General features: G+C 34.6%; 22 protein-coding genes and 2 pseudogenes. 4 read left to right on the top strand and 20 right to left on the bottom strand.

Going from position 1 to position 23556, the window contains the following annotated elements; all coding sequences use genetic code 11:
* The coding region (locus ACIFPW_RS12830; protein ID WP_430244779.1) for an MFS transporter at positions 1–558 on the top strand (558 nt) is incomplete at its 5' end.
* A gap of 355 nt (positions 559–913) precedes the next feature.
* On the top strand, positions 914–1897 hold the full coding sequence (locus ACIFPW_RS12825) for a glycosyl hydrolase family 28-related protein (RefSeq protein ID WP_430244777.1): 984 nt from the start codon (positions 914–916) through the stop codon (positions 1895–1897).
* Positions 1898–1959: 62 nt separating this feature from the next.
* Here ACIFPW_RS12825 and ACIFPW_RS12820 read toward each other — a convergent pair whose 3' ends face one another.
* The 19 genes and pseudogenes from ACIFPW_RS12820 to ACIFPW_RS12730 all read right to left on the bottom strand — a co-directional run bounded on the left by ACIFPW_RS12820 (position 1960) and on the right by ACIFPW_RS12730 (position 17576).
* Entirely contained in the window at positions 1960–2700 is a 741-nt protein-coding gene (locus tag ACIFPW_RS12820; protein ID WP_430244783.1) for a glycosyltransferase family 2 protein, read from the bottom strand.
* Positions 2701–2762: 62 nt separating this feature from the next.
* Entirely contained in the window at positions 2763–4181 is a 1419-nt protein-coding gene (locus ACIFPW_RS12815) for a sugar transferase (RefSeq protein ID WP_430244775.1), read from the bottom strand.
* A gap of 97 nt (positions 4182–4278) precedes the next feature.
* Positions 4279–5337, bottom strand: a complete 1059-nt coding sequence (locus ACIFPW_RS12810; RefSeq protein WP_430244773.1) for a glycosyltransferase family 4 protein — start codon at positions 5335–5337, stop codon at positions 4279–4281.
* The gene (locus ACIFPW_RS12805) at positions 5334–6290 is read right to left on the bottom strand and encodes an O-antigen ligase family protein (RefSeq protein WP_430244771.1); all 957 of its coding nucleotides are present in this window, start codon (positions 6288–6290) and stop codon (positions 5334–5336) included. The genes ACIFPW_RS12810 and ACIFPW_RS12805 overlap by 4 nt, the downstream gene beginning before the upstream one ends.
* 291 nt (positions 6291–6581) lie before the next feature.
* Complete coding sequence (locus ACIFPW_RS12800; RefSeq protein WP_430244769.1) at positions 6582–8048, bottom strand: oligosaccharide flippase family protein; 1467 nt, start codon at positions 8046–8048, stop codon at positions 6582–6584.
* 17 nt (positions 8049–8065) lie between these two features.
* Complete coding sequence (locus ACIFPW_RS12795) at positions 8066–8698, bottom strand: CpsD/CapB family tyrosine-protein kinase (protein ID WP_430244767.1); 633 nt, start codon at positions 8696–8698, stop codon at positions 8066–8068.
* Positions 8658–9422, bottom strand: a complete 765-nt coding sequence (locus tag ACIFPW_RS12790) for a YveK family protein (RefSeq protein ID WP_430244765.1) — start codon at positions 9420–9422, stop codon at positions 8658–8660. The genes ACIFPW_RS12795 and ACIFPW_RS12790 overlap by 41 nt, the downstream gene beginning before the upstream one ends.
* Positions 9423–9518: 96 nt before the next feature.
* Positions 9519–10052 (bottom strand): acyltransferase family protein, encoded by a 534-nt coding sequence (locus ACIFPW_RS12785; protein ID WP_430244763.1) that lies wholly within the window; start codon positions 10050–10052, stop codon positions 9519–9521.
* A 41-nt stretch (positions 10053–10093) separates the two neighbouring features.
* A complete protein-coding gene (locus ACIFPW_RS12780) occupies positions 10094–10597 on the bottom strand; it encodes an acyltransferase family protein (RefSeq protein WP_430244761.1) in 504 nt (167 codons plus the stop codon).
* Between the two features lie 157 nt (positions 10598–10754).
* Positions 10755–11603 carry a hypothetical protein gene (locus tag ACIFPW_RS12775; protein ID WP_430244760.1) on the bottom strand — a complete coding sequence of 283 codons (849 nt, stop codon included), beginning with the start codon at positions 11601–11603 and terminating at the stop codon, positions 10755–10757.
* A gap of 149 nt (positions 11604–11752) precedes the next feature.
* Positions 11753–12109, bottom strand: coding sequence for a helix-turn-helix domain-containing protein (locus tag ACIFPW_RS12770; protein ID WP_430244758.1), 357 nt, complete (start codon positions 12107–12109; stop codon positions 11753–11755).
* Positions 12110–12453: 344 nt separating this feature from the next.
* Complete coding sequence (locus ACIFPW_RS12765) at positions 12454–13185, bottom strand: exonuclease domain-containing protein (RefSeq protein ID WP_430244756.1); 732 nt, start codon at positions 13183–13185, stop codon at positions 12454–12456.
* Positions 13182–13745 carry a putative nucleotidyltransferase substrate binding domain-containing protein gene (locus tag ACIFPW_RS12760; protein WP_430244781.1) on the bottom strand — a complete coding sequence of 188 codons (564 nt, stop codon included), beginning with the start codon at positions 13743–13745 and terminating at the stop codon, positions 13182–13184. The genes ACIFPW_RS12765 and ACIFPW_RS12760 overlap by 4 nt, the downstream gene beginning before the upstream one ends.
* Positions 13746–14123: pseudogene (locus ACIFPW_RS12755) on the bottom strand (DUF294 nucleotidyltransferase-like domain-containing protein); the annotation flags it as partial. It abuts the gene before it with no gap.
* Positions 14124–14186: 63 nt separating this feature from the next.
* On the bottom strand, positions 14187–15473 hold the full coding sequence (locus ACIFPW_RS12750) for an ammonium transporter (RefSeq protein WP_430244754.1): 1287 nt from the start codon (positions 15471–15473) through the stop codon (positions 14187–14189).
* 372 nt (positions 15474–15845) lie between these two features.
* Complete coding sequence (locus ACIFPW_RS12745) at positions 15846–16490, bottom strand: hypothetical protein (RefSeq protein WP_430244752.1); 645 nt, start codon at positions 16488–16490, stop codon at positions 15846–15848.
* Positions 16491–16657: 167 nt separating this feature from the next.
* Positions 16658–16966: a hypothetical protein gene (locus ACIFPW_RS12740; protein WP_430244750.1), complete on the bottom strand. Its 309-nt coding sequence runs from the start codon at positions 16964–16966 to the stop codon at positions 16658–16660.
* A gap of 10 nt (positions 16967–16976) precedes the next feature.
* Positions 16977–17144, bottom strand: coding sequence for a hypothetical protein (locus ACIFPW_RS12735; protein ID WP_430244748.1), 168 nt, complete (start codon positions 17142–17144; stop codon positions 16977–16979).
* Between the two features lie 158 nt (positions 17145–17302).
* Positions 17303–17576, bottom strand: a pseudogene (locus tag ACIFPW_RS12730) (hypothetical protein).
* A 1303-nt stretch (positions 17577–18879) separates the two neighbouring features.
* Here ACIFPW_RS12730 and ACIFPW_RS12725 point away from each other — a divergent pair.
* On the top strand, positions 18880–19212 hold the full coding sequence (locus tag ACIFPW_RS12725; RefSeq protein WP_430244747.1) for a hypothetical protein: 333 nt from the start codon (positions 18880–18882) through the stop codon (positions 19210–19212).
* A gap of 1329 nt (positions 19213–20541) precedes the next feature.
* On the opposite strand, the gene ACIFPW_RS12720 is transcribed toward ACIFPW_RS12725, so the two are convergent.
* A complete protein-coding gene (locus ACIFPW_RS12720; RefSeq protein ID WP_430244746.1) occupies positions 20542–21318 on the bottom strand; it encodes a transposase in 777 nt (258 codons plus the stop codon).
* A gap of 735 nt (positions 21319–22053) precedes the next feature.
* On the opposite strand from ACIFPW_RS12720, the gene ACIFPW_RS12715 reads away from it, so the two are divergent.
* Positions 22054–23235, top strand: coding sequence for a hypothetical protein (locus ACIFPW_RS12715; RefSeq protein ID WP_430244744.1), 1182 nt, complete (start codon positions 22054–22056; stop codon positions 23233–23235).
* Positions 23236–23556 lie beyond the last annotated feature (321 nt).

Raw genomic sequence — 23556 nt, 5'->3', positions numbered from 1 at the left:
CTTTTCTATTGCAAAATACATTTTCAATACTTGTGGACGTATGGCACAGGTGCCATTGCGTTAAATGTTTGGAATACGAGCGATCCTTCTAGCGCAGCTTATCAAGATGCGGGGAACTGGTTTGGAATTTTAACAGCGGTTCAGTCGATTGGCGCTGTACTCTGGTCTCTCGCATTATCCAGAATTCCAAACAACTCACGAAAATTCTATTACTCCATTAGCTTATTGCTAGGTGGAATCGGATTTGGATCTGTCTTCTTCGTGCACAATCAGTGGGCACTCGTTATTTCCTTCACATTAATCGGAATCGCCTGGGCCGCGATGATGACATTCCCATTCACCATCTTAACGAATGCGTTGAAAGGGAAGAATATGGGGACTTATCTTGGCTTATTTAACGGTAGCATTTGTTTGCCGCAAATTATTGCTTCATGCTTAAGCTTTGTTTTATTCCCATTGATCGGATCTTCCATGCCGTTTATGATCTTGCTTTCAGGTGTGTTACTTGTCGTTGGGGCGTTGTCTGTACCGGTTATTAAGGAGACGTATGCGAAGTAGGAAAGCTTAAGTTTAAAGTAGTAAGAGTATTATTATCTACCATTTCATAACAAGCAAAAGCCAGGTGAGCTAATTAGTAAAAAGATTAGCTTACCTGGCTTCTTTTTATCAATAATTTCACTTTGATTAAACTATTTGTTTGGACTACCAACCATCTATGTAGGCTCGGTTTGAAGTGTGTATCTGTATTCGGAATAAAAATATGATTTACTTTCCCATACAAATTACACTTTTAAATAAATACGGTAAAGTAAATATGTAAAACTTGTGTGATTAACCTGTTCGTTCTATAAAAAGAACAATAAATGGTATATAATTCAATTATAGATATATACAATAAGGAGCTGATATCTTTTTGAGGTTCTTAAAAACAAACAATAAATTTTTAGTAGTAATGGTAATTTTATTAATAACCGTTGTCAGTATAATCGCATTTACAAAATTCAATAATACATCAACTACTAACTTCAGTAGCTCGAATTACGTTAAAGTGGAAGAATTTGGAGCGAAGGGAGATGGAAAATCTGATGATACTAAAGCGATTCAAAATGCGATAAATAAAACTTCAAATATTAATGCCTCTGAAGTTATCTTACAAGCTAACAAATCCTACATCATCTCCTCCCCTATATTAATTAAAGAAGGAGTTAAAATTACTCTTGGATATAATACTCGTTTGCAGATAAATGGGGATTTTAATGCGATTGAATTAGAGAAAAATGCTTCCATAAGCGGAGGAATTATTGAGATTATTAGCTCTGACTTTAATTCTAGTGTACTGTCTTTAGATGGAAAAAATCAGTTCTATGGAATATGGGAAACGACTGAGATTCACGATCTAAAATTTTTAAACTCATCAGGTGAAACTAAAGGAACAGCTCTCTCTTTGTTTGCTAGAGGACCTTCCCATTATATATCATTTATTAATTTTAAAAACATTACCATCTCTGGGTTTTCAACTGGGGTTGAACTCCAAACTACAGATCCAGGAAATGGGGATTTTAGTTGGATCAATGGCAATCGATTCGAAAACTTCACCTTAGAAGAATGTAAAAATTTCATTGTTTTTAAAGGCGGTATAACGGTTCCAAATGAATCAAGTGGGAATATGTTTACTAACCTTCAGATTCAGCTAAGCGGAAAAACGAACGAAGTATTGAATATTGATGGTTCCGAAAATAAATTCGACGGAGTTATATGGGATGTACAAACATTAGATCACGGCAACCCAATTATTAAACTAACTCCTGAAACAAATCATAATACAATTAACTTTAATATTAATTCACAATTAATTCAGGATGAAGGTAAAGCGAACGAATTTCACCTCGTAGATTAGTTTTTAACGCAAAATAAAATTAATAAAAAAGTTAAGAAGGATAATATCCTTCTTAACTTTTTTCATAATTTAGCATGCTTTCGATAAGCATTAAATGAATAATGTGAGAAGTACCACACGGTTTTAATGACGCTGATTTTTTGAGTTCTCCGATAAGTATTCCAAGTTTCCTTAGCTGACTTAAGCTTATTTCCTGAATCAGATTGTTTTGACTTTCTATAATAAGCTAACTCTTCATTAAGACGATGTGCATTATGACCTTTCTTTAAGAGGACGAGCCATAAAGCAAAATCTTCTGTACAATTAAGATTCCCTACCATTTTTATTGGACCAATCTTTTCTATATTTAACATAACTGTAAGAGTTCCAATTATAGTATTTTTAAGTAAATAATAATAATCTAACGATTTGGGACCGATAACAACTTTATTTGTTCTTTCACCCGTTTCTTTTATAATTCTATAGTTCGTAAAAGAGAACGACAAATCATTTTCTTCCATGAATTTCACTTGCTTATAGAGCTTTTCAGGATGCCATAAATCATCACTATCCAGAAACGCAATATATTTTCCTTTTGCTTTTTCAATCGCCATATTTCTTGCTTCGGCAGCTCCGGAATTTGATTTCATTTTTATTAGTTTTATTCTTGGTTCATGAGCCAGTTCATCTACTATAATATTGGTTGAATTATCTTTAGAGCAATCATCAACAATAATATGCTCCCAATTTTCATAGGTTTGGGATATCACAGAATCAATCGTTTCTTTTATTGTAAATGCAGAATTATAACATGGTGTGACAATGGAAACTAATGGACTATCATTTTTGTTTTTTTATCCATATTATTCTTCCTTTCCTCACTTTTTTAACGAGTTTGGGTGATCGCTTCCACGTCTTTCTGATCTAAAACATTTTTAAGTTTATCTTCTAAATCTTTATCTAATTTTTTTATGCCCTCAGCCTGATTTCGTTGTAGCATTACAGATAAAGTTTGAATTAAAATTTTCAAATCTAATGGGAGTGAGTAGTTTTTAATATAAAAAACATCATACCTAAGTTTATCTTCTACTGAAGTAGTATAATTTGATAATGTTTGTGCTAGCCCAGTAAGACCAGGCTTTACAGACATCCGATAGGAGTAATTTGGTATATCCCTTCTAAATTGATTAATAAAGAATGCCCTTTCAGGTCTAGGTCCAACTAAACTCATATCACCTTTTATTATATTAAATAGTTGGGGAAGTTCATCCAATCGAGTAGCTCTTATCCACCTACCGACTCTGGTTATTCTCGGGTCATTATCAATAGCTAGCGCTGGCCCTGTTAATCTCTCAGCTTCTTCTACCATGCTCCTGAATTTGTAAATATGATATGGCTTTTCATTTTCACCTAATCGTTCTTGTTTATATAAGGCTGGTCCTTTAGATGATAAAGGAATAATAATAAATAAAACGAGAAATATGGGTGAACAAAGTACTATAATGAAAGAACTGATTAAAAGGTCAAAAGTTCTTTTCAAATGCCTTTGGATGGAAGTGATTTCAACTGGTTTAATCGATAATACAAATGTATCGTCAATTTGCTGAGGACTGGATTCTAATATAAATAAATCTGTTAATTCAGGTATAACCATAACTTCTATTCCTCTACTTGAACATTGAGAAATAATTTCACTTTTTTCAGTATAAGAAAGTGAAGGACATAACAAGACTATATCAGTATCTTGAATGTTCTCTATTAAATTGATCTCATTATACACTGGGATGAAATTTTGTATAATAAACCAACCTTTATTATGGTTAAGAACCTCATAAACTAACTCACCATCATGTTTACTACCAGAGCCTATTATCAACATATTTTTTTGTCCCTTGTAATGCTTTAAGACAGACCAATAAAGAACACGAGAGCTAATGATCAAGATTAGTTGAAAAATCAATGTAAGATAGACTGCTATACTAGGAATGTTTTGTATTGGTAATAAATAAAAAGCAAATAGTGTAAGAGTTGATGAAAGTAATAAAGATAGAATAATATTAATCATAAACTTACTAATACTCCTCCTAATCCAATCAGCATACAAATCTAGAAAATAAAAAAATACAATTGTTACCAACAAAATAGAAATTGGTACTATGAATGTTATCTCTCCAAGAGATATCCACATAGTTAAAGAATTAAAATAAAGTAAATTAGCTATCATTATGCCTGCTAGTAATAGAAGCACATCAGAAGTTAGAAGAAGTATTTTGTTTAATCTGTCTGAAAGATTGTTCTTCCTCATAGTGCTATTCCTCCTTCTATATGTTTGATCTCTATTAAGTGTTTAACTATTCTTAATTAAGAACAATTAGGGTAAAAAAGATATGTTTATTCAAGTGCTATCCCTTTTCCAGGTTATATTGCTCTAGCGTATTAGCAGACATTATTTCAGATGTAAAGCAATTCTCAACCTTTTTACGGCCATTCATAGAGAGCAAAGTCCTTTTGTTTTCATCCGAACGAATAAGAATTATTTTTTCTGCGAACGCTTTAGCAGAATAATCATTTATGAGATAACCATTTTTGTTATCATCTATTGCTTCACAAATGCCTCCATAATTAATTGATATTACTGGTGTACCTACTGCCATAGCTTCTAATAAAACCATCGGGAAGACTTCTCGAAATGAAGTTAGGATAAGGATATCCATATCTTTAATGAATTGATCCGGCTGATTAACTTGCCCCAGCATAGCGACTGTCTGACTCACTCCATTATCTTTTATCATTTGTGCAATAGCTTGATATCGAGGTCCATCACCTGCAATATGAAATTTTAGTCCATGTTCATTTTTCATTTCCTTAGCTATTTGGATAAATAACTCATGGTTTTTCTCTTCTGAAAGTCGACCTAGTATCCCTATATTAAATTCTTCAGAACTCGAACTCTTATTTAAAAATGAAAATTGATTCAAATCAACACCATTATGAATCGTTTCAATTTTTTTCCCCTTCACTCCCAAATCAATTAAGTTCTTTTTTTCAAATTCACTAACTGTAATGACTTTATCGACAAAAGCATTAATAATTTTGGGTAGGAGTCTCTTGAACTTCTTCTCTAACAGAGTGACATTATGTTTTGTATAAACTATCTTCATACTTCTGGATACAAATAGTTTTATACATACGGCATAGAACACCATTCTCAAGCTATTTGCGTGTAAAATATTAATTTGCTGTTTTTTTACTATGCTCGCTAATAGCGATATATTTTTCAAATGACGATTCTTTGTTAATAGAGTAAAGTTCTTTTTATTCTTTAATTTCTGTATTAGTTCCCCATCACCAGCAGCTGTAAAGAAGTGAATTTTTTCTTCGCTAAGTAAATTTTCTAATTTATAGAAATAAGTTTCTGCACCACCCATTATTAATTTGTCTGTAATGAATAGAATCCTCAAATATATCCCCCCTCCGAAGACGTTACTTTCTCATAAGATCTTCTCTCACTACTTTCTAAAGTAGTAAACGATTTTGACTTTATTGAAATTAGTACAGCGACTATAGCCAGGTACATAAAAAGCATTTCATTAATGATAAGTGTTAAAGACATCATTTGAAAAATAATCGCTAACAAAGATAAAAACAAATACGTATTAGCTTTTATCACCTTTTTCTTCATGATTTCTACACCTAATGTAATGATAAAAACTATAAAAAGGGCAAACCCTATAATGCCAGATTCAGCAAGTATATCTAAAAACATGTTATGAACATGGATGTATTCTCCATAATGAAGTTCATTGTAATCCGGAAAATTAAATGCACCTATTCCGAGCCACACGTTAGATGAGAAATAATCCCAAGCTCTTTCCCACAATACAAAACGTCCACTTCCTCCATCCTGAGAAAAATCATTAATTCTTGATTCAATAATTCTCATCACATCGAACTTCAAATAAAAAATAACAACGTAACCAATTATTGTAAAAGAGGTCAAAAAACCAAAAAATAATTTTATTTGAGTAACAGGATTATTCATAAAGAAGTATAAGATAACAATTAACGTCACTGCTAACAGGCCACCTCTTGAAAAGGTTAAAATATTTGTTAGGATACATAAAAGCAATCCTGCCTTATTTAATAGACTATTACGTTTACAAAGAAAATAAGTAAAAAACAAAGTATTATAGAAAATATAAAAATTAGGATCAGGTACAGTACCAATTAACCTGGGATAATCACGATCCAGCATCACCCCTAACACTTTTATGCGGTCTCCTTGAAATTGAAAGTTTAAAACACTTAATCCCAATATATATAGGAGAAGACTTACTGAATTGAACAATACTCCAGAAATACCGATAGCTCGTTCAATAACATTGACTGATATACCAGTCATTGCATGCTTCATAATAAAATAACACCCTAGTAGTATCGTAAAGCCAAATAATACTCTTACACTTGATTCAGGGTATTTTGCAAAAACTCCCGTATAACAATAATATAAGTGAAAAACAATGAGCACTATTTCATACCAGTACAACTTTTTAATTTCAAACTTCGATAGGTTCATTAATAAATAAATAAACGAAAAAATCATAAATGGTTTTAGTGAAAATCCAATATCTATGTTGAAATTTGTAAGTGTAACTAGAAAAAACATGCTCACTAACAAGTATTGCTTTTTTACATCTAATTTTTTTTATAATCCACTCCCGACCTCCTTAGACGTTCTGACATGCTTTTTTTTATATACATGTTTAACTCTCTTTAACTTTTCTTGCAAGTTACTATTTAATTCTTTATCAATAAGAAGTAATAACATCAGCAATATGAAATGAATAACTACGGAGATAACTGGATAACTATTCAATAAATAATTAAGTAATAAGATAGTTGAACCAAAGTAAAGCATGTAAGGAAGCAAAGCTCGCTTTGCTATTTCCCATTTATGTGGATTTAATAGCCAAAATCCTCCTAGTGCAATCACTTCAATTAGTACCCCTGAATAACTTGCTCCCATTATGCCAATACGGTTACTAAGGTAAAAATAGAGAATGATGCCACATAATAGAGCCATTGCTTGTACAACTGTTCTATTATTTTGTTTCCCCATAGATGTTAATCCATCTGCAAGAGCTATGCTCATACTTTGAAAAACCAGCATTAAACAAAGCACCTTCAGTAAAGTAGCGGCCATAACCCATTCTTCGCCCAAAATTATTCCTATAATGGTATCTGACATATAATAAAAGGGTATTGCCATCCCCATCCCAATGATACCCATCACTTTTATCTGAAGAATGTTTAAGTCTCTATGCTTGATCACCTGATGGGAATTAAATTGTCGGAATAGCACTGGAATAAAAGCCGCAGCAATAACAAGTGGTAATTGTGTTAAAGCTTGTGGTATACGATAAGCTACTGCAAAGAAACCTACTTCAGATAAAGTTAATGTCTTTTCTAACACCAGGGGACCAATTTGAGGAAGGGTTACGAAAAGTAAACCACTTAAAAGAAACGACCAGAATTGCGAAAACAATTCTTTATGAAATGGTGATGATAGACTCACTTTAATTTCTTTCAATAAAAGAACGAAAGCGAAAAGCCCCGCAAGAAAGTAAGCAAATCCATACATGAAAGCTATCAGTAAAGAATTTAAATTTAATAGGATTCCTATTAAAATAATAATGATGAGACAACTAGACGAGCACATTTTAATATATCCTGAATACTGCATTTTTTCAGAAAGTTTAAAATAAGTTGTGCCTATGCTTTGCATAGCCACACCTAAAACCATCGGGATGATTAAATAATAGGCTATGTTGATAAGTTCTGATGATTGAGTCGTAAGATGAATAATAATAAAGCCGATACCAAACGTAGCAACCAATAATATCGTCCTTAACTTGATATAAGAAGAAAGGATAACTTCAATATTAGAATTTCGTTTGGAACCCTCTCGCAAAACAATTTCGCTTAATCCTGAATCTGTAAAATAACTCATGATCATTGCAAATGCCAACGCTACACTTAGGATTCCATAATCTTTTGAATTTAAATAGTTAGCCAAGACAATTAACGCAATTGCATTAAGCACACTTGAGAGCGCGGTACTATAAAACATGTGTAATACATTAACGCCTATTGAATTTTTTTTGCCCTTCATAAAAAGTCACCTGTCTTTTAACTGACCTGATAAATCATGCCTAAAACCCTTTTTTCTGCTCTAGTTACACCTTTGGATATAAGAGAGATTTCTTCTTTTTTAGTCTTATTTTCAGTTACAACAAGGACTACCCCATCACATATATTCAAAAAATCCTGTGAATCCGATACTTCTAATAAAGATGGAGAATCGAATATAACAATATCGTATAGCGTCGCCCAATTCTTTTTTATTATAGAAAGTCTATCGGGTAAGGACATCCTAAAGGTGTTATCCATCGGTAAACCAGCTGGTAGAATCGAAAGGTACGGTATACTCGTTCTTATTGGAACTCTACTATCAATTTTTCCGTTAATAATATTAGAAAATCCTTGTTCATTTGAAATTTGAAATAATTCATTTAGCGTGGGGGATTTGAAATTTGTATCTACAAGAAGAACCTTCTTGCCTTGCTCAGCAAATGAGGCAGCTAACTTAACTGAAATAATTGATTTTCCTTTTGTAGCATTCGCCGAAGTAAGCATTAGAAATATCGTTTTATTACTAAAGTCAATTGAATATTGAAGGTTGCGTGAAACAATCCTCATCTGTTCAGTGCTCACATAATGGTCACTTAATAGCTTGTAGATTTTTGTCCTTTTCTTTTTCATGATTTAAATCACCTCGTATTTCTTTTATATTTTTGTCCTTTATCTTCTTCTTTAAAAACCAAGAATGATTCTTTTTCCTTAAGTTCACTTTCGATAAAACTACTAAGCCAGTTTGAATTTCTAGTCCTTCTGGATCCTTTATAGTCTCATCAAAACTTTCTTTTACAATCGCTACTCCAATTGCTAAAAATAGAGCTATCACACACCCAATAGCACTACCTAGTGTTTGATTGGAACTAGAACTAAGAGTACTTTCAGAACTTAAAACTTTAGCATTCTCGAAATTTAGTATTTCTGACATCTTTTCTACCGATGTAGTAGCGATACTATGATTTAAATCTTTAACTAATTTGGGATCTTCACCAGTAATTGTAATTTTTATTATTTGTGATTCCTTTGTATTTGTAACTACTAACTGGTTTGCAAAGTCATAACTTTTTAAATTATTTTTACTTAAGACTTCTTTACTGACGATCGGACTATTTATAAAATCGATTGAGGAAGCTACCATTCGGTTTATTTTCTGGTTCTCTTCATAAAAATCTTTAGATTCATTTTGAAGATCACCAATAAAGATATATTCATTTGCTTCATATGTTGTCTTCATTAAATACGTAACTGCGAAAAACGTAGAACCGGAGATAACGACAAATACTGCTATAACAACCAAAAATCTTCGTTGTAAAATCTTTAATAATCGTTTAATTGTAATACTTTCTCCCATAGTGATAACACCCTCCAGACTATTAACAATCGCGATGTTCTTTTTATTGGTGATAAAGCGGTCGTTCAATTCTTTATAAAGAACAAGTCTACATGTTTAACTCTCTTCGATCTTTTTCAATAGGGGTTCCTTAGATTTGATCTTTTTCTTTATCAATGTCTGCTTTAACAATTTCACTTGTAAATATTTAGTCACAGGTTTCTCAATCGTTAAATAAATCATCATGGAAGATACAGTTGACAATACGATTGTTCCAATCATTAATAATAGTAAATTGAACATATCATCTAGGTTCATCCAGAGAAAGATTAACATATATAACTGAATAAGGGGACCATGGCAAATGTATATTGAGTAAGATGCATCTCCTAAAAGTGATACACTAGCGGGAAGTTTATATGTGAAATTTCGTTCCATTCCAATAATCCCAATTAGTATAAACATAGAAAAGACGCTATACATAAACATGATATCAATTTGAGTAAAGTGATAGATGTTGTTACACCAAATAAAAAGGAATCCAGCTAATCCAATTAACAACCATACTTTTTCATATTTAATTAGATTCTGAAATGTCATGTATGCGACAAAACAACCAAATCCAATTTCTATATGATTAAAACTAAGCAAAAACACCTCGTTGTTTTTATAAAAAAATTGAGCTATTAAAATTAACAAAAACCACGGAGGGATGATAAACTTCCAAACACGTGGCACGCATAGGTATAGAAAAAAATAAAGTAAAAAAATAAAATATAACTCAGAGACCAGGTAACATCCAATAAAGGGGTCTGTGTAGTTAAAAATAAATTAGTAAATAAATCAATGGCAGTAAGTGGCTGCATTTCCCCAACATTGGGGAATATTTGATAAAGGAAAATCGCTGTTAATAACATTAGCCAATATAAAGGAAATATTCTAATTAAGCGTTTTAATAGGAACTCTTTTGATTTTGTAATGTTTCCTGTGTATTTATGATAAACAAAGACAATCATAAAGCCACTCACTACAAAAAAGAAATCAACACCTCCAGTTCTTTCCCATTCGGCTATATGAAACCAATTGTAGTCAAACCTTGCATAAAACAAACTATTTGCATGACCTACTAGGACGAAGAAAATAGCAAAAGCTCTAGACATTTGGACTAATAATAGTTTGCTTTTAGTTCTATTCACGTCCTCCGATCTCCTCGCTATTTATAATGACTGAACTAAGATTGGCAACTTTTATATTTGTTTCTACTATCTTATCATGTTCTTTATAAAGAAGTAAGTGTTTCTTATAAAGTTATAAAACTTCACATCAATGGATGTGAAGTTTTATATATAAATATTAATACAATAAATTTAATACATTTTTTCTACCTTGGTTATTTATTCTATCTTGAGGTATTCCCCTTACATTAAATGAGTTTAGTGAACTTTTGTTCGTTAGTTTAACGAGCGAGGCTGTAGAGTTGATTGTTGAGATATCCCATACTAGCCCATCAAAGAAATTTTGTTGTCCATTAATTTGAAAAAGTTGCTGAGTAGCCGAAGTTGGTTGAACTTGAATATTAGTAAATAAGTTACCACTACACTCAAATGGGATTGTTTCACTACCAATGATTTGTATATTATTTATACAGTCATCTAATGACAAAGCATTGAAGCGATTAGCGTTTACATAACTAAACCCACTGGAAGCTTTAACAGCCTGTAATTTAACGCCGGTATTCATACCCACAATTTTTATATTCTCAAAATCCATAAAAGAAATGGCGTGGTTCGGACCATTTGAATATAAATGAAGTCCAATACCTTTATGGCTACCACTCCAATTAACAATTGTCAGGTTTTTAACAAGTGATTTCCACCATACGTTATAATACTTGTACTTACCATCCAAATAAATGACTGATGAATTAAAAGTTGTATCATCAATGGCAATATATGCTTCATCTAATGACGAATTTCTCTCCATCTGGATTACTTTAAAATTCCCATATACTACAAATCTTGATCCATAACTGAATTTTAATTTTATTCCTTCTTTTATCTGAATGCCACTAGTCATAATATAATCACGCTCTGTAAGGTATACTGTTTTTACATTATTTATATGAGCATAATCTATTGCAGCTTGTATTTTCTGAGGATCGTTTGAACCTGCAAAGTCATCTACTACGACTTCCTTATGCATTGATACACCTCTACTCTCCATAATATAATAGTGTAGTATATTAAAAACTTCTTTCACTACTTTATATTTTATGAAGAAGGGAGCAATAAGGACTAGTCATCATCCTATATAAAGTGACTATTTAAATGTATTAACCATAATCAAACAACCTATTTATTCTTGTTTTTCCAGTTAATAAATTCTATTAGTTCTTTATAATAAATTAGGTTCTCTTCCTTAATACCTGCCATTTTTACTTCTTTTATAAAATTGAACCATTCAGAACCTACTTTATCGTGTTCCCTCGCAACCTCATACTTATTTTCACTAAATATGTCTTGAACATCTACTTCTAAAACGTTTGCAATCCTTTCAATAATATTAATTGATGGATTTTGTTTAATATCTCTTTCAAGACTGCTCAAATAAGACTTCGAAACATTCGATCGCTTTGCTAATTCAGTTAATGATAGACTTTTCTCACCGCGATATTTTTTTATATTTTCGCTAATCATTCTTAACTTCACCTTCCATGTGACCCCTCCTTTATTAATATCTCTTCTCTTACAAACTTTCTAAAATCGATCTTTTGTTCTTTATAAATATTATAACGTTTCTTATAAAGAACGCAAATGGTTCTTTGTGCGCCATTAAGAAATTAAGTAATCGAAGAAGTAGTTCTTTTTAATCAGTCACATACAGAAACAAGCAAACATATGCTCTAGCTTACCTAATATCTCTATCACATTACATACAAATCCTATTCGGCAATCACCTAGACAAAATCTCAAATTATACTTTTTTACAAAATAAAACCAGATAAGCTACTCACATTAGGTTTCACTCATCTGGATCTTTAGTTTTCACGCCCCTACCCCATCCGCGCCAACCGCTCATAAACCTCACGCAAATTCGTAAACCCCATCTCCTGAATTCTCTTCAAGTAATGACACCACAGCTCAGCTGTCATTTTGGCATCTCCCAGGGCATGATGGCGATCTTTCACCTCAATTCCGCAATTTGTACAGCACTCTTCTAATTGAAATCCTTTTAGCTCAGGATCAGCAATTCGTATTAAAAAGGAAGTATCCACAATGCGATGATCGAAACTGGCACGCATCAAACTCCAGGTGGCTTGTTGCATGAAAGACTGTTCATGCTTCGCATGATGCGCAACTAAAGTGTGCCCTTTCATAAATTCATAAAATCGAGCGAGCACATCTGAGAGGGGCGGTGCTGAATCCAGATCTTCCGCCTTAATGCCCGTTAATTCAGTGACCTCTTCGGATGGTGCGTTACTAGACTGAACCAATGAATAAAAAGTATCTTTCTCAATTGTTTCACCGGTTACTTTCACCGCCCCAATCGACAGGATGGCATCCCCTTTATTCGGATAAAAACCGGTTGTTTCAAGATCAAACACAACGACTCTTAATTGATTCAACGGCACTTCCAACGTGTTTTTCATTTTTATTTCTTTTTGCATTTGTCTTAGCATGGAAATATGATGAGGGTTTGATTGATCTTGAATTGATGCGTACATGCTCGTATTCACCTTACCGGATAACTGCTTTAAATATTGAACCATTTGATTCATCTTCATTTAGTAACACCCTTTTCGATGTGCTTTGTGGTGTCGTTGTAAAGCTCAATGCCTTTTTTCATAACCTCCTTGAGCTCTTTCTTCTGTTCTTTATGAAGGGAGTCAATCGTCACATAATGAACGGCTTCATAATCTTCTTGTTTTCCATAACAAAGCCGAAACTGTAAAAGCCTTCTAAATTTATCTTCATACTGCTTCCATTCTGAACCGCTACTATCTGATAATGCACCAAGTCTTGCTAAAGTAGAAGTCTTCATCACGCTCTCCTTCAATGCAAGAAGCCTCACCGCGTTAACATAGGGAAATAAAGCCGTCTGTTTTAAATTAATTTCTCCAGTATGGGTTCCATGCGTTTCGACGAGTATTTGTCCGAATACACCGATCCCTTTTTGAAGCCTCATCGTATTTTTCAGCATTCTTTTTAATAAGTATGGTGATTCCTCGATTTTAGAGTGAATCACTTGCTTTAAATCTTCAATAAATTTCCCTCTACCAACTAAGACTCTCGCATCAATAAAAATTAATAAGTGACGGATAGCTTCAAAGCTTTCATCATCCATCCAGTTTTCTAACTGCCTTTTCCACTCTTCTATTGATTTACACCAAAGTGGATTAGACGCCATCACATTTCCATCACAGAATTCATATCCAACCGTATTGAGACCAACCGAGATTTCTTTTCCAAGCTTAAGAAAATAGTTGCTCGCCTCTTTGCTCGTAACTTCATAAACAATCCCATGATCCTAGTCACTCCATAGCGCTTGCTCAAACCGACCGCCGCTCCCCATTAAAAAAAATGAAAAAGGAGAGGGAGGTGGCCCCCACTCTTTTTTCACTTTCTCCAATGCTAGATGCACGATTTGACTCATCAGCTGATCATGGAAGTGATTCAGTGCAAAATGATCTGTCGCAACGTTCTTGATTTGTTGTTCTCTCATTTTGTTTAGATCCTCATAAGTTTCAACACCATCATCCATACCGACAGCCCCTTTGCATCTCAATTAACCGGATTTTGAGCTTTTTCCACCTTGTTGTACTGGCTGTTCGCTCGTCTGTAAGAATTCTGGGTAACCATAGCTACCGTGCTCACTGAGATCAAGACCAATAATCTCTTCTTCTTCAGTGACACGTAAACCGTTTAGCACTTTCTTAATGACTACTAAAAGCAGAAACGAAACACCAAATGCATAAGCTCCACTCGCACCAACACCAAGTGCTTGAACGCCTAGCTGCTCGAAGCCGCCACCGTAGAAAAGTCCTGGTTTCCCAACAGTTGCAAGCTCTGGCGTTGCGAACAAACCGTTTGATAACGTACCCCACACGCCTGCTACACCGTGCACAGATAAAGCAAAGATCGGATCATCCACTTTTCGCTTTTCGAAAAATCTCATGCTGTAAAACACGATCATTCCAGCAACTAATCCAATCACAACCGCTGCCCACGTGTCGACAAAAGCACAGGAAGCTGTAATCGCAACTAATCCTGCTAATCCACCGTTTAACATCGTTGGCACATCCGCTTTTCCTGTTACGGCCCACGCCACAACTAAAGCGGCTACAGCTCCAGCACCTGCTGCTAAGTTCGTATTCATAGCGACAAATCCAAAGAATGCAGCGTCAGCAGATAACGTACTACCTGCATTAAATCCGAACCAACCTACCCATAAAACGAGTACACCGAGTGCCGTAAATACCTGGTTGTGCCCGGCAATGTTGTTCGGAGAACCATCTTTATTATATTTGCCAATCCGTGGTTTTAAAAGAATCGTTGCAGCAAAAGCGCCCATTGCACCTGTTAAGTGAACAACCGTGGAACCTGCAAAGTCTTGTTTCCTATGCTCAGCTAACCAGCCGCCGCCCCAAATCCAGTGGGCAATCACAGGATAAACGAGGACTGAGAATAAAACCGCAAACAGAATATAAGCTGTTAATTTCGCACGTTCAGCAAATCCACCAAATGCAATCGTTAAGGAAATACCTGCGAACGCTAGCTGGAATAAGAAGAAAACTGGTGCTGAAAGTCCTAATCCTTCAATTTCATAACCTGAATAGAAAAAGTCCGTTAAACCGAAGAGCGCATTTCCTTCCCCGAAAATTAACCCATACCCAACTGCCCAAAAGACTAACGAAGCAATCCCAAATGTGAAGATCGTCTTACCAGCAATATGGCCAGCATTTTTCATTCGTGTTGACCCAGCTTCCAGTAAAATGAAACCGCCTAGCATCAAAATAACAAGCACTGCTGAAAACATCACCCAAAGACTATTCATCAAAAACATCGAATCCATTCTAACTTCCCCTTTCACTTTTTCAGAACCATGATTTTATTTTTAGAAAACGTTAATTAATCTGACATTTATGATTATAAGTATTTTTGCATGAACAAAAATTGTCTACAACAATCATGTGACATTATCTCTCTGGGAATTTGGGGGCTGGGGGGAATCGGCGGGACGGTTCTCACGATGCTATCTTAAAATAACTAATGCAGTAGTAAATATTACAAAAAAATCTGTTTAGCCCAAATAAAAAAGCAGGAGAACTAGATCATAAAATGACTTAGCTCCCCTACTTTTCCTTATTTGTAAGCGACTGAATCAGTAGAACCGTCCCGCCGATTCTAAAATAACTTCTCCCGATCCAATTTCTTTTGCACCTGCCTATGATAGAAAAATAGAAATGTCGCGGTCAGAGACATATTTTCTAAGATTTTCTTTCTCCAACCATTCGCTTACTTCTCGTTCAAAAAGATGAAGTAAGTACACTTTTTTAAAAATGATAAACAATGCTCTCTTATAATCAACTGGCATAGTCGATTGAATGACTTCCCCATTTCCATTCATAAAAGAAACAATAAAAGTTCCATCATCTTTCTTTATTAATGCAATCCTTTTACGTTCCAAGCGTAGTTCCTTCACTTTCCCAACCGACACAATGGAAGGAGGGATCCCAATGAGAGACATTGCTTTTTTTAATTTCTTTAAATCAAAGAAAGGACCACCTATATCCAATTCAGAATGGCTTATCATAAAAGGACGTATTCTCTCTGAAAAATAATAAGAAGATAACCGATGGAATAAAAAGTACTTGGCCCCTTCAGCTTCGGAATGAAATTTCTGCATTTCCTTAAAAAATGGATTGTTCTGATTCTCTACCACAAATAATCCATATTGCCAGGTGTTGTTGCATCTTGTTAACTTATAATAATTTTCATAAGGGGACTTTCTCTCTTGCAGCACATCATCTTTACATAACGTATGTAATCCCGGTCGGTTCATTAGGGTAGAAGCCTGTCTTAGTTTCATTTGTAACTCGCTCCTTCTTACTCTGCTGACCCTCAATTGCAGGAAACATTTTCTTTAATACGATCTTGAATAATCTCAACGTCAAACCCCATTCATTCACACGCTTTAAGCAGTTGGGATTGGTTCATCTTTTCATCACTCCACTCGCTTACCAAAAGAGGAATGTGCTACATCATATTTTCTTTTATGTAATCTATCATTTCATTGCTTGCAATCACTTTTCGAGAGATCGGTAACTCTTTAAATTTAAGAATTGGGAGTTGGATTTCGATCAGATGTTCAATTTCCTGAATCGAAACTTCTTTAATAAAAACGAACTGTTCTCTCTTATAAAAGTTAAATTCTTTCGCCATTCCTTCATCACTTGTAAAAAGTGAAATTTTATCGTCTCGAAGGGTAAAAGGCCCAATGGATAGCGTTTCAAATTCTTCTCTCTTGTACTTGGCATTCACCTTTAAATCAAATGCAAAGTCCAACTCCTCCATATTAACCATTTTTATAAAAAAAATCGTCTTGTGTCTCTCCTAACACATTTTCATAATATGAAAATCCGTTTTCAAGATCTTCAGGATTTGTACTTATCAATTCTAGTACATCGCCATTCCTTTCTAACTCATAAATGCCGTTTTTATATTTTGCATAACTTGTAATCATGGTTGCTCTCCTCCTTTTTTTCAATGACTACAGCGATGACCTTCTGAATTTGCTTCTTTTACGTAAAATTGTTTTCCAACCTACGTCCCCTTTCAATCATCTCAAAAATACTTTTAAATGCAGTTTACTTCTTGGACAATAGATGACTACAAATCGACTCATACTTGATTACTTTTTATCTCTTCAAACCACTCATCAGCAATATGATCTGCCGTTTTAAAATCATCATGCGTAGTACCATAAAACCTCTTTTTGACGATACATCATATCTTTCATCGCCATCTTCTAATGCATCGTTTACTTTATGTGGCTTTACATACTTATGATTAATAGCGTAGAAAAACTGACTTGAAATAATGCTTTCCTCATGTGAAGCATATACATACACCTTATCCGCTCGATTCCCCACAAATTCCAACAGATCGAAATCATAACGTATATCGTGTTAGTCGATATGATTTCGATTACATTAGAATGATTAGCAGAGATAAGAGTGAATTAGAGAATGGGTTTTTGGAAAAACATTATCCAAGTACCTTAAAGGATGATTAGAATTCTCCATAATTGTACATTAAAGAAGTAAAAAGAACGGAGATTCAGCATATATACCTTTCTTCATCTCTTCGTTCTCCCTTCCTATTAGTTAGCTGCGAATTGCTTGAATTTTTCACATGGTTTTAATACATGTAAAAAAACAGGTGAGCTACGCATTAGGATGAATAGCTCCCTGTTTGAACACAAAACACCTTTGGAATGAGCTTATCTTTATATAATATTACAGGGTGCCTTACTAATCATTCATCATAATTGTAGAAGTTGGTGTATAATCAACGGAGGGTTTCAGAGAAGACATCAAATCTTTCGACGTGTGTGAACTGGTTAAATTTTAATTGAGAGAAAGAGTGATCACACCCCCAGCCACTCTAAAACAACGGCAAAGGATGTTAAGTAAATGATGGATGTGTTCATTACTTGTTGCGGTGTTATTGGATTTTTCTTAATGGTTAATCTCTTTTTTTCATTTTTATACATGGTTAGCAAAACCGCAGGAAAGGGCTTTTATCGCTGGGCTACCCATGATGATTTTTTCATATTAACACTAATAACTTTTCCATATTCGGATTAACGCAATACATAGCAAGTGGATTTTATGAAAAATTTAACTGGTTTACAGCTCGATTAATGCTAATCTTATACGCCATTTTGGTATTGATCCTCGCGATCTCATTTTTTATTTTGTTTGATTATCTTATAAGCATAACTTGATATAAAGCAGTACATCACCAATTTTAGCAACGTTATTAAAATAGTTTAATTGAAGTTTAGGTGACTGCATTTACGAAAAGGGTGTCGCTTGATGGAGTTTATCGCAATAGCATGTGGATTTATCGGTTTATCATTGTGCTTCAATTTATTTTTTTCTTTCTTATATCTCATAAGTAAATCGGCAGGACAAGGGTTATATCGATGGGTGGTTCACGATCTAGAATTTTTAATGATTCTTTCATACCCATTGATTGGCTTAACTCAATTTGTCGCAAGTAATATATATGAAAGGTTTAATTGGTTTATAGCTAGGGTTTTGTTGGTTTTATTTTCTATTTCATTATCTGTCTTCGCAATCATTTTCTTTATTTTATTTGGGAAGATGGCTGGTTCCCAATAAGCAAAAAAATTGTTAAACCCTTGCCTTATTGAGTTTTCGCTAAATATTTTGTATTCAAGAGGTGACCTTATGAAATATCTTTCTTTAATCGCTATTTTACTAGCTTTTTCTCTCGGAGCCTGCAACGTGAACTCAAGCAATGAAAGATATGATCAGGAATTCATCGCAAAAGCCGAAGATAAAGCAGAACAATACATACGGAATAATTATAACGGTGTTGAAACAGTTGAATTTAGTACCGATCATAGCAGTCCTATGGGTAATTTTGCTTTGAGAGGAACGGTAAATGGAGAAGCTAAATTCGAAATGGATATTAGCCAGAGCTTCTTCATTGGTGGAATTAGTGAAGGGGACGGTTTTCCAAAAATAAAAGAAGAATGCATAGAAGTTGCCTGTGAATAGTAATTTGAAGAGGTTCAAACATTTGATAACTTGTCATTCAAGCTCCTCGTATAGAGTGATTTAAAAAGGTAGCAGCGTACTTCGAAGGTAAGCAATGTAAATCGTTCTGAATAAATTTCACTAGAAAAAGGACGTGAATGCATGCAGTTTTTAACGATAGCTTGTGGAGTTATTGCCGTATTGTTAACGTTTAATTTATTTTTTTCAGTACTATATCTCGTCAGTAGATCAGCAGGGACCGGATTTTATTATTGGGCTACTCATGAGGACCTAGAGATACTGGTCCTCCTCTCCTTTCCGTTCTTCGGGTTAACCCAATATGTAGCAAGTCGCTGTTATGACCGGTTTAATTGGTTTAAAGCGAGAGGGATGCTTGTTTTATTCTCCGTTCTGCTAATTCTCCTAGATCTCGGTTTCTTTATTTCCTTTATTTATTTTTCCGAATCAACCTAAAACAAAAAGGCTGCAGCTGTTGGCAAAACGTTATTTAAGACTGATGAGAAAGCAAAAGACACATGAAATGCAACAGATAAATTATTCGGATTGGTATAAATCATCTCCAATAAATTCTTAAATAGTGAAAAGGATACGATGAACATGATGCATGTAATAACAGTTATATTTGGTGCTATTGGCTTTTCATTAATTTTCAATATGCTTTTTTCGTTTTCATATATGGTTAGTAAATCTGCAGGAAAAAGATTTTATCACTGGGTTACCTACGATGATTTTGGAATATTAACGATATTAATATTTCCGTTTTTGGGATTGACGCAATTCGTAGCAACTAGATTATATGAAAAGTATAACTGGTTTACAGCTAGAATGATCCTTTTCCTATACTCCTTATTATTGGTATTAGCAATCTTATTTTTTGTTTTGTTTGACTTATTATAGTAGTCATTGAAAGCTAAATGGAAAGGTATGTCTTGTACTCCGGATATGCTGTTAATATAAAGCAAAAAGTAAAGGATGTTTAAGATTTGATGGAGTTTCTGGCAACAGTATGTGGATTTATCGGAATATCATTGTGCTTCAATTTATTTTTTTCTTTCTTATATCTCATAAGTAAATCTGCAGGGCAAGGATTTTATCGATGGGTAGTTCATGACTTAGACTATTTAATGGTTCTATCATCCCCATTGGTCGGATTAACCCAATTTGTGGCAAGTAGGGTATATAAGAGATTTAATTGGTTTGTTTCTAGGCTATTGCTTATTGTTTTCTCGTTTGTATTGCTTGTTTCAGCTATCATTTTCTTTATGCTATTAAGTTACTTTGTTGACTTGATGTAGAATCGCCGGTAATCGCCGGGACGGTTCTCCCGATTCACGCCCTAGAAATCAGCGTTTGTGATACACCCAATACCCTTGCCAGTTGCCGTTGTGACACCCCTTTTATTCGTTTTAACTCTCTTATTAACGGATCTCTTCTCTCTTTAGGAAGGCTCTTAACCTGAGCAATTTCCACTACACCAAGACTGCTTTTTATGAGGTCTCTCGCTTCATCATAGGTCAACCTTCTTTTTTTGTCGTTTACATCTTCTAAACAACAATCATCAGTGACTCGTTCATTAAACTCCCTAAAATGTCCAATAGCTAAACGGCGATCATGACCATACAGGTTCAGGATGTAATCACAATCTAACCATTTCGTTTCAGAATACCCCCGATAATAGTCCCCACAACTGCTCCATGGCCAAGCATCTACATTCCTAACCATCCGCGCTTTCAGTGGATTTTGATGGATGTAGCGCACCACGGTAAGAAGGTATTTGAGCGTGTCTACATTTTCACTTTTAAAGCGGTCTTCGAAGAGATGGCCCGATGTACGATATTTAAAATGATAGGTTTGGACGAAACTTATAGCGATCCGCTTTAACGTCAAAGAGATCTCTTCGTTCCCTTCCTTTAATAGCAGATGGATATGATTGTTCATCAGGCACCACGCATAGCATTTCATTTCGTACAAGAGGGCGTACTTTTCAAGAGTGTGAAGAAATCGAATCCGATCATGATCATCATGAAAAATTCCCTGACGATTCGCTCCTCTAAAAATGACATGATAAATCGATGTTTTGCTTCTTTTCCTTGCTTCTCGTGGCATGATTACTCTCCCTATTTAATTTGTCGAGACGGTATTTCTGAATTGATTGTCAGGGCTTGTTGGGTTTGTATACTTCTCCAATTAACGGAGACGATTGAGGTAACGTTATGTTATGAGAGTGAAATAATTATCAGAATAGAAAGCCTGGGTATGAATCTAGTAGATAAAGATGAGAACAAAGTTTTGATAAAACGGAGTTAGAGATTGGAGGAAACGAAGTCTTGGTACTTAGATAAGATATATTATGCGCTTAAGAATTTTGTTATTGAGTGAGATCCATTCAGCTGGAGGACTGGAGGAACAATCTCCTTTCTGAACGCTATCAATCTCCCATAATCACCTCCTGATTATTTCGAGTACGTTAACATATTCTTTTTCCTTATAAAATTCCCTTCATCTGTATGAGGATATTATAATAAATCTGTTTATACCCAGTTAATCAAACGTTTGTTTAACTGGGCGCTTGCTATCTTTTGAAAGGTATTAAGAAATTTGTTGCTGCTCTACGCTCTTACCAAACATCCAAAATCATTTGTAATTACGAATGAGTTTCCTTCAGTTATTTAGCTCTTTTATCTCGTTTTCGCCTTAAAATGAATCACACGAACCGTCCCGCCTATGCCGCCTATGCCGCTCCCCCAATTCTCATTTACCGGTTGACAATGAGAATCATTCTCTATATGCTAATGATGAAATGATAACGATTACTACATAGGAAATAGGAGGAAACAAAACGTGTTGAAACATAAGGTCTTATATTTATTTCTTGCGCTAGGACTTGTTCTAGCTGCTTGCGGACAATCAAATGGTAATTCTGCCAATGAAAATGCTTCTGATGAAAAATCAGAACAGAATAGCACAGAAAAAGCGGATGAAGGTAATGGTGAAGAAAAGGAAGAAGATGCTGATTTCATTTCTTCTTTTAATGAAGGGAAAGCAGAGCTTGAGAAAGCTTCTGAAGGTGAAGAAGTCGACTATCAGGCTGTGATTGATCTTTATAATAACGATTTACAACCTCTTGTTGAGCAACGAGAAGGTGAAATGGATCAACAGATCTCTTCTGCTTTAGAAGCTGGAAAATCTGGTGACCTTGATGGAGAAGTTGTGAAACAAATTTATGATAAGCTCATGCAAAAGGTTTTCTATTTAACGGTAAAGCATGAGTTTGACGAAGTGAAAGAAAACTGGGGCAATACAGAAGAAGTGAACAAAGAGATTGAAGAAGCGAAGGAATACTATGAAGTGTTAAAAGGAACGGTCGAAAAGCGTGACGCGGCGTACGATACTTCCATGGTTGCTCAAATCGACTCTGGTTTCAGTGAAATGGAAGCCGCTGTCGAAAACGATGACAATCTTCAATTTGTACTCGGAACCCAAATGGTTGATAAGACATTGATGAAGACGTTCTACCTTGCAACTGGCGCTCTACCTGAAGGATATGCAACAAAAGCAGCTAAGGAAGCAAAAGAAGATCCTGAACATGCTCGCGTAGAACAAGCTGAAGGATGGGCATTCTATCAATCGATCTCAAATTATATTAACAACCACGCTGAAGAAGATGCAGCACTAATCGAGAAGAATTTTAGTCTTGAAAACGATGTAGCTGAAATCGATCCAAAAGCTGTTAACCATGCGTTTATTCGCGGCTTCTCAAAAGTAGCTCTTCATGAATATGAAGAGAGCGAAGAAGAATGGGGCGAAGATAAATCCACGATTACTGCTCTAGAAGGTGCTCTCTTCATCGATATGATTTCAAGCGACATCCAGCGCATGGAAGGCGAAGAAGCTTACAAAACCCTTTCTGCCCATGCACAGTCTTATCTTGAAGCTGTTAAATCAGATGAAAAAGAAAAGGCAATGGAAGAGCTGAAGGAAATTAAAAAAACGTTAAATATGGTTATTGAGAAAACTAAATAAATGTGTAAAAGTACCTTTCCCTTATTGGAAGAGGTGCTTTTTTTATGAGCAGGATCGTTTGACTTCCGAATACGATGCTTAAGTGTTTAATAGTAATCACAAATGCCACGAGTCGATTAATTCGTTTCCTTGGTGGAAATCCCCTATATCTCTAACGCTCATCAAGAGAACCGTTCAATGATTCCGTCATACCGCGTCCGCTCTATGAATAAATACTTAACTCATTCATATTATTAACATAGCTCTTAAGAAGGTGTTAATTACTATCATTTCCGCTTGGGGTTTTCATTAGAAATTTCCAAGTACATTACTTAATAAGTT

It is taken from the genome of Pseudalkalibacillus sp. NRS-1564 (assembly GCF_050467905.1).
Lineage (GTDB): Bacteria > Bacillota > Bacilli > Bacillales > Guptibacillaceae > Guptibacillus > Guptibacillus hwajinpoensis_B.
The sequence above is the reverse complement of the archived record's forward strand: the minus strand, read 5'-3'. Positions and strand labels throughout refer to the sequence as shown.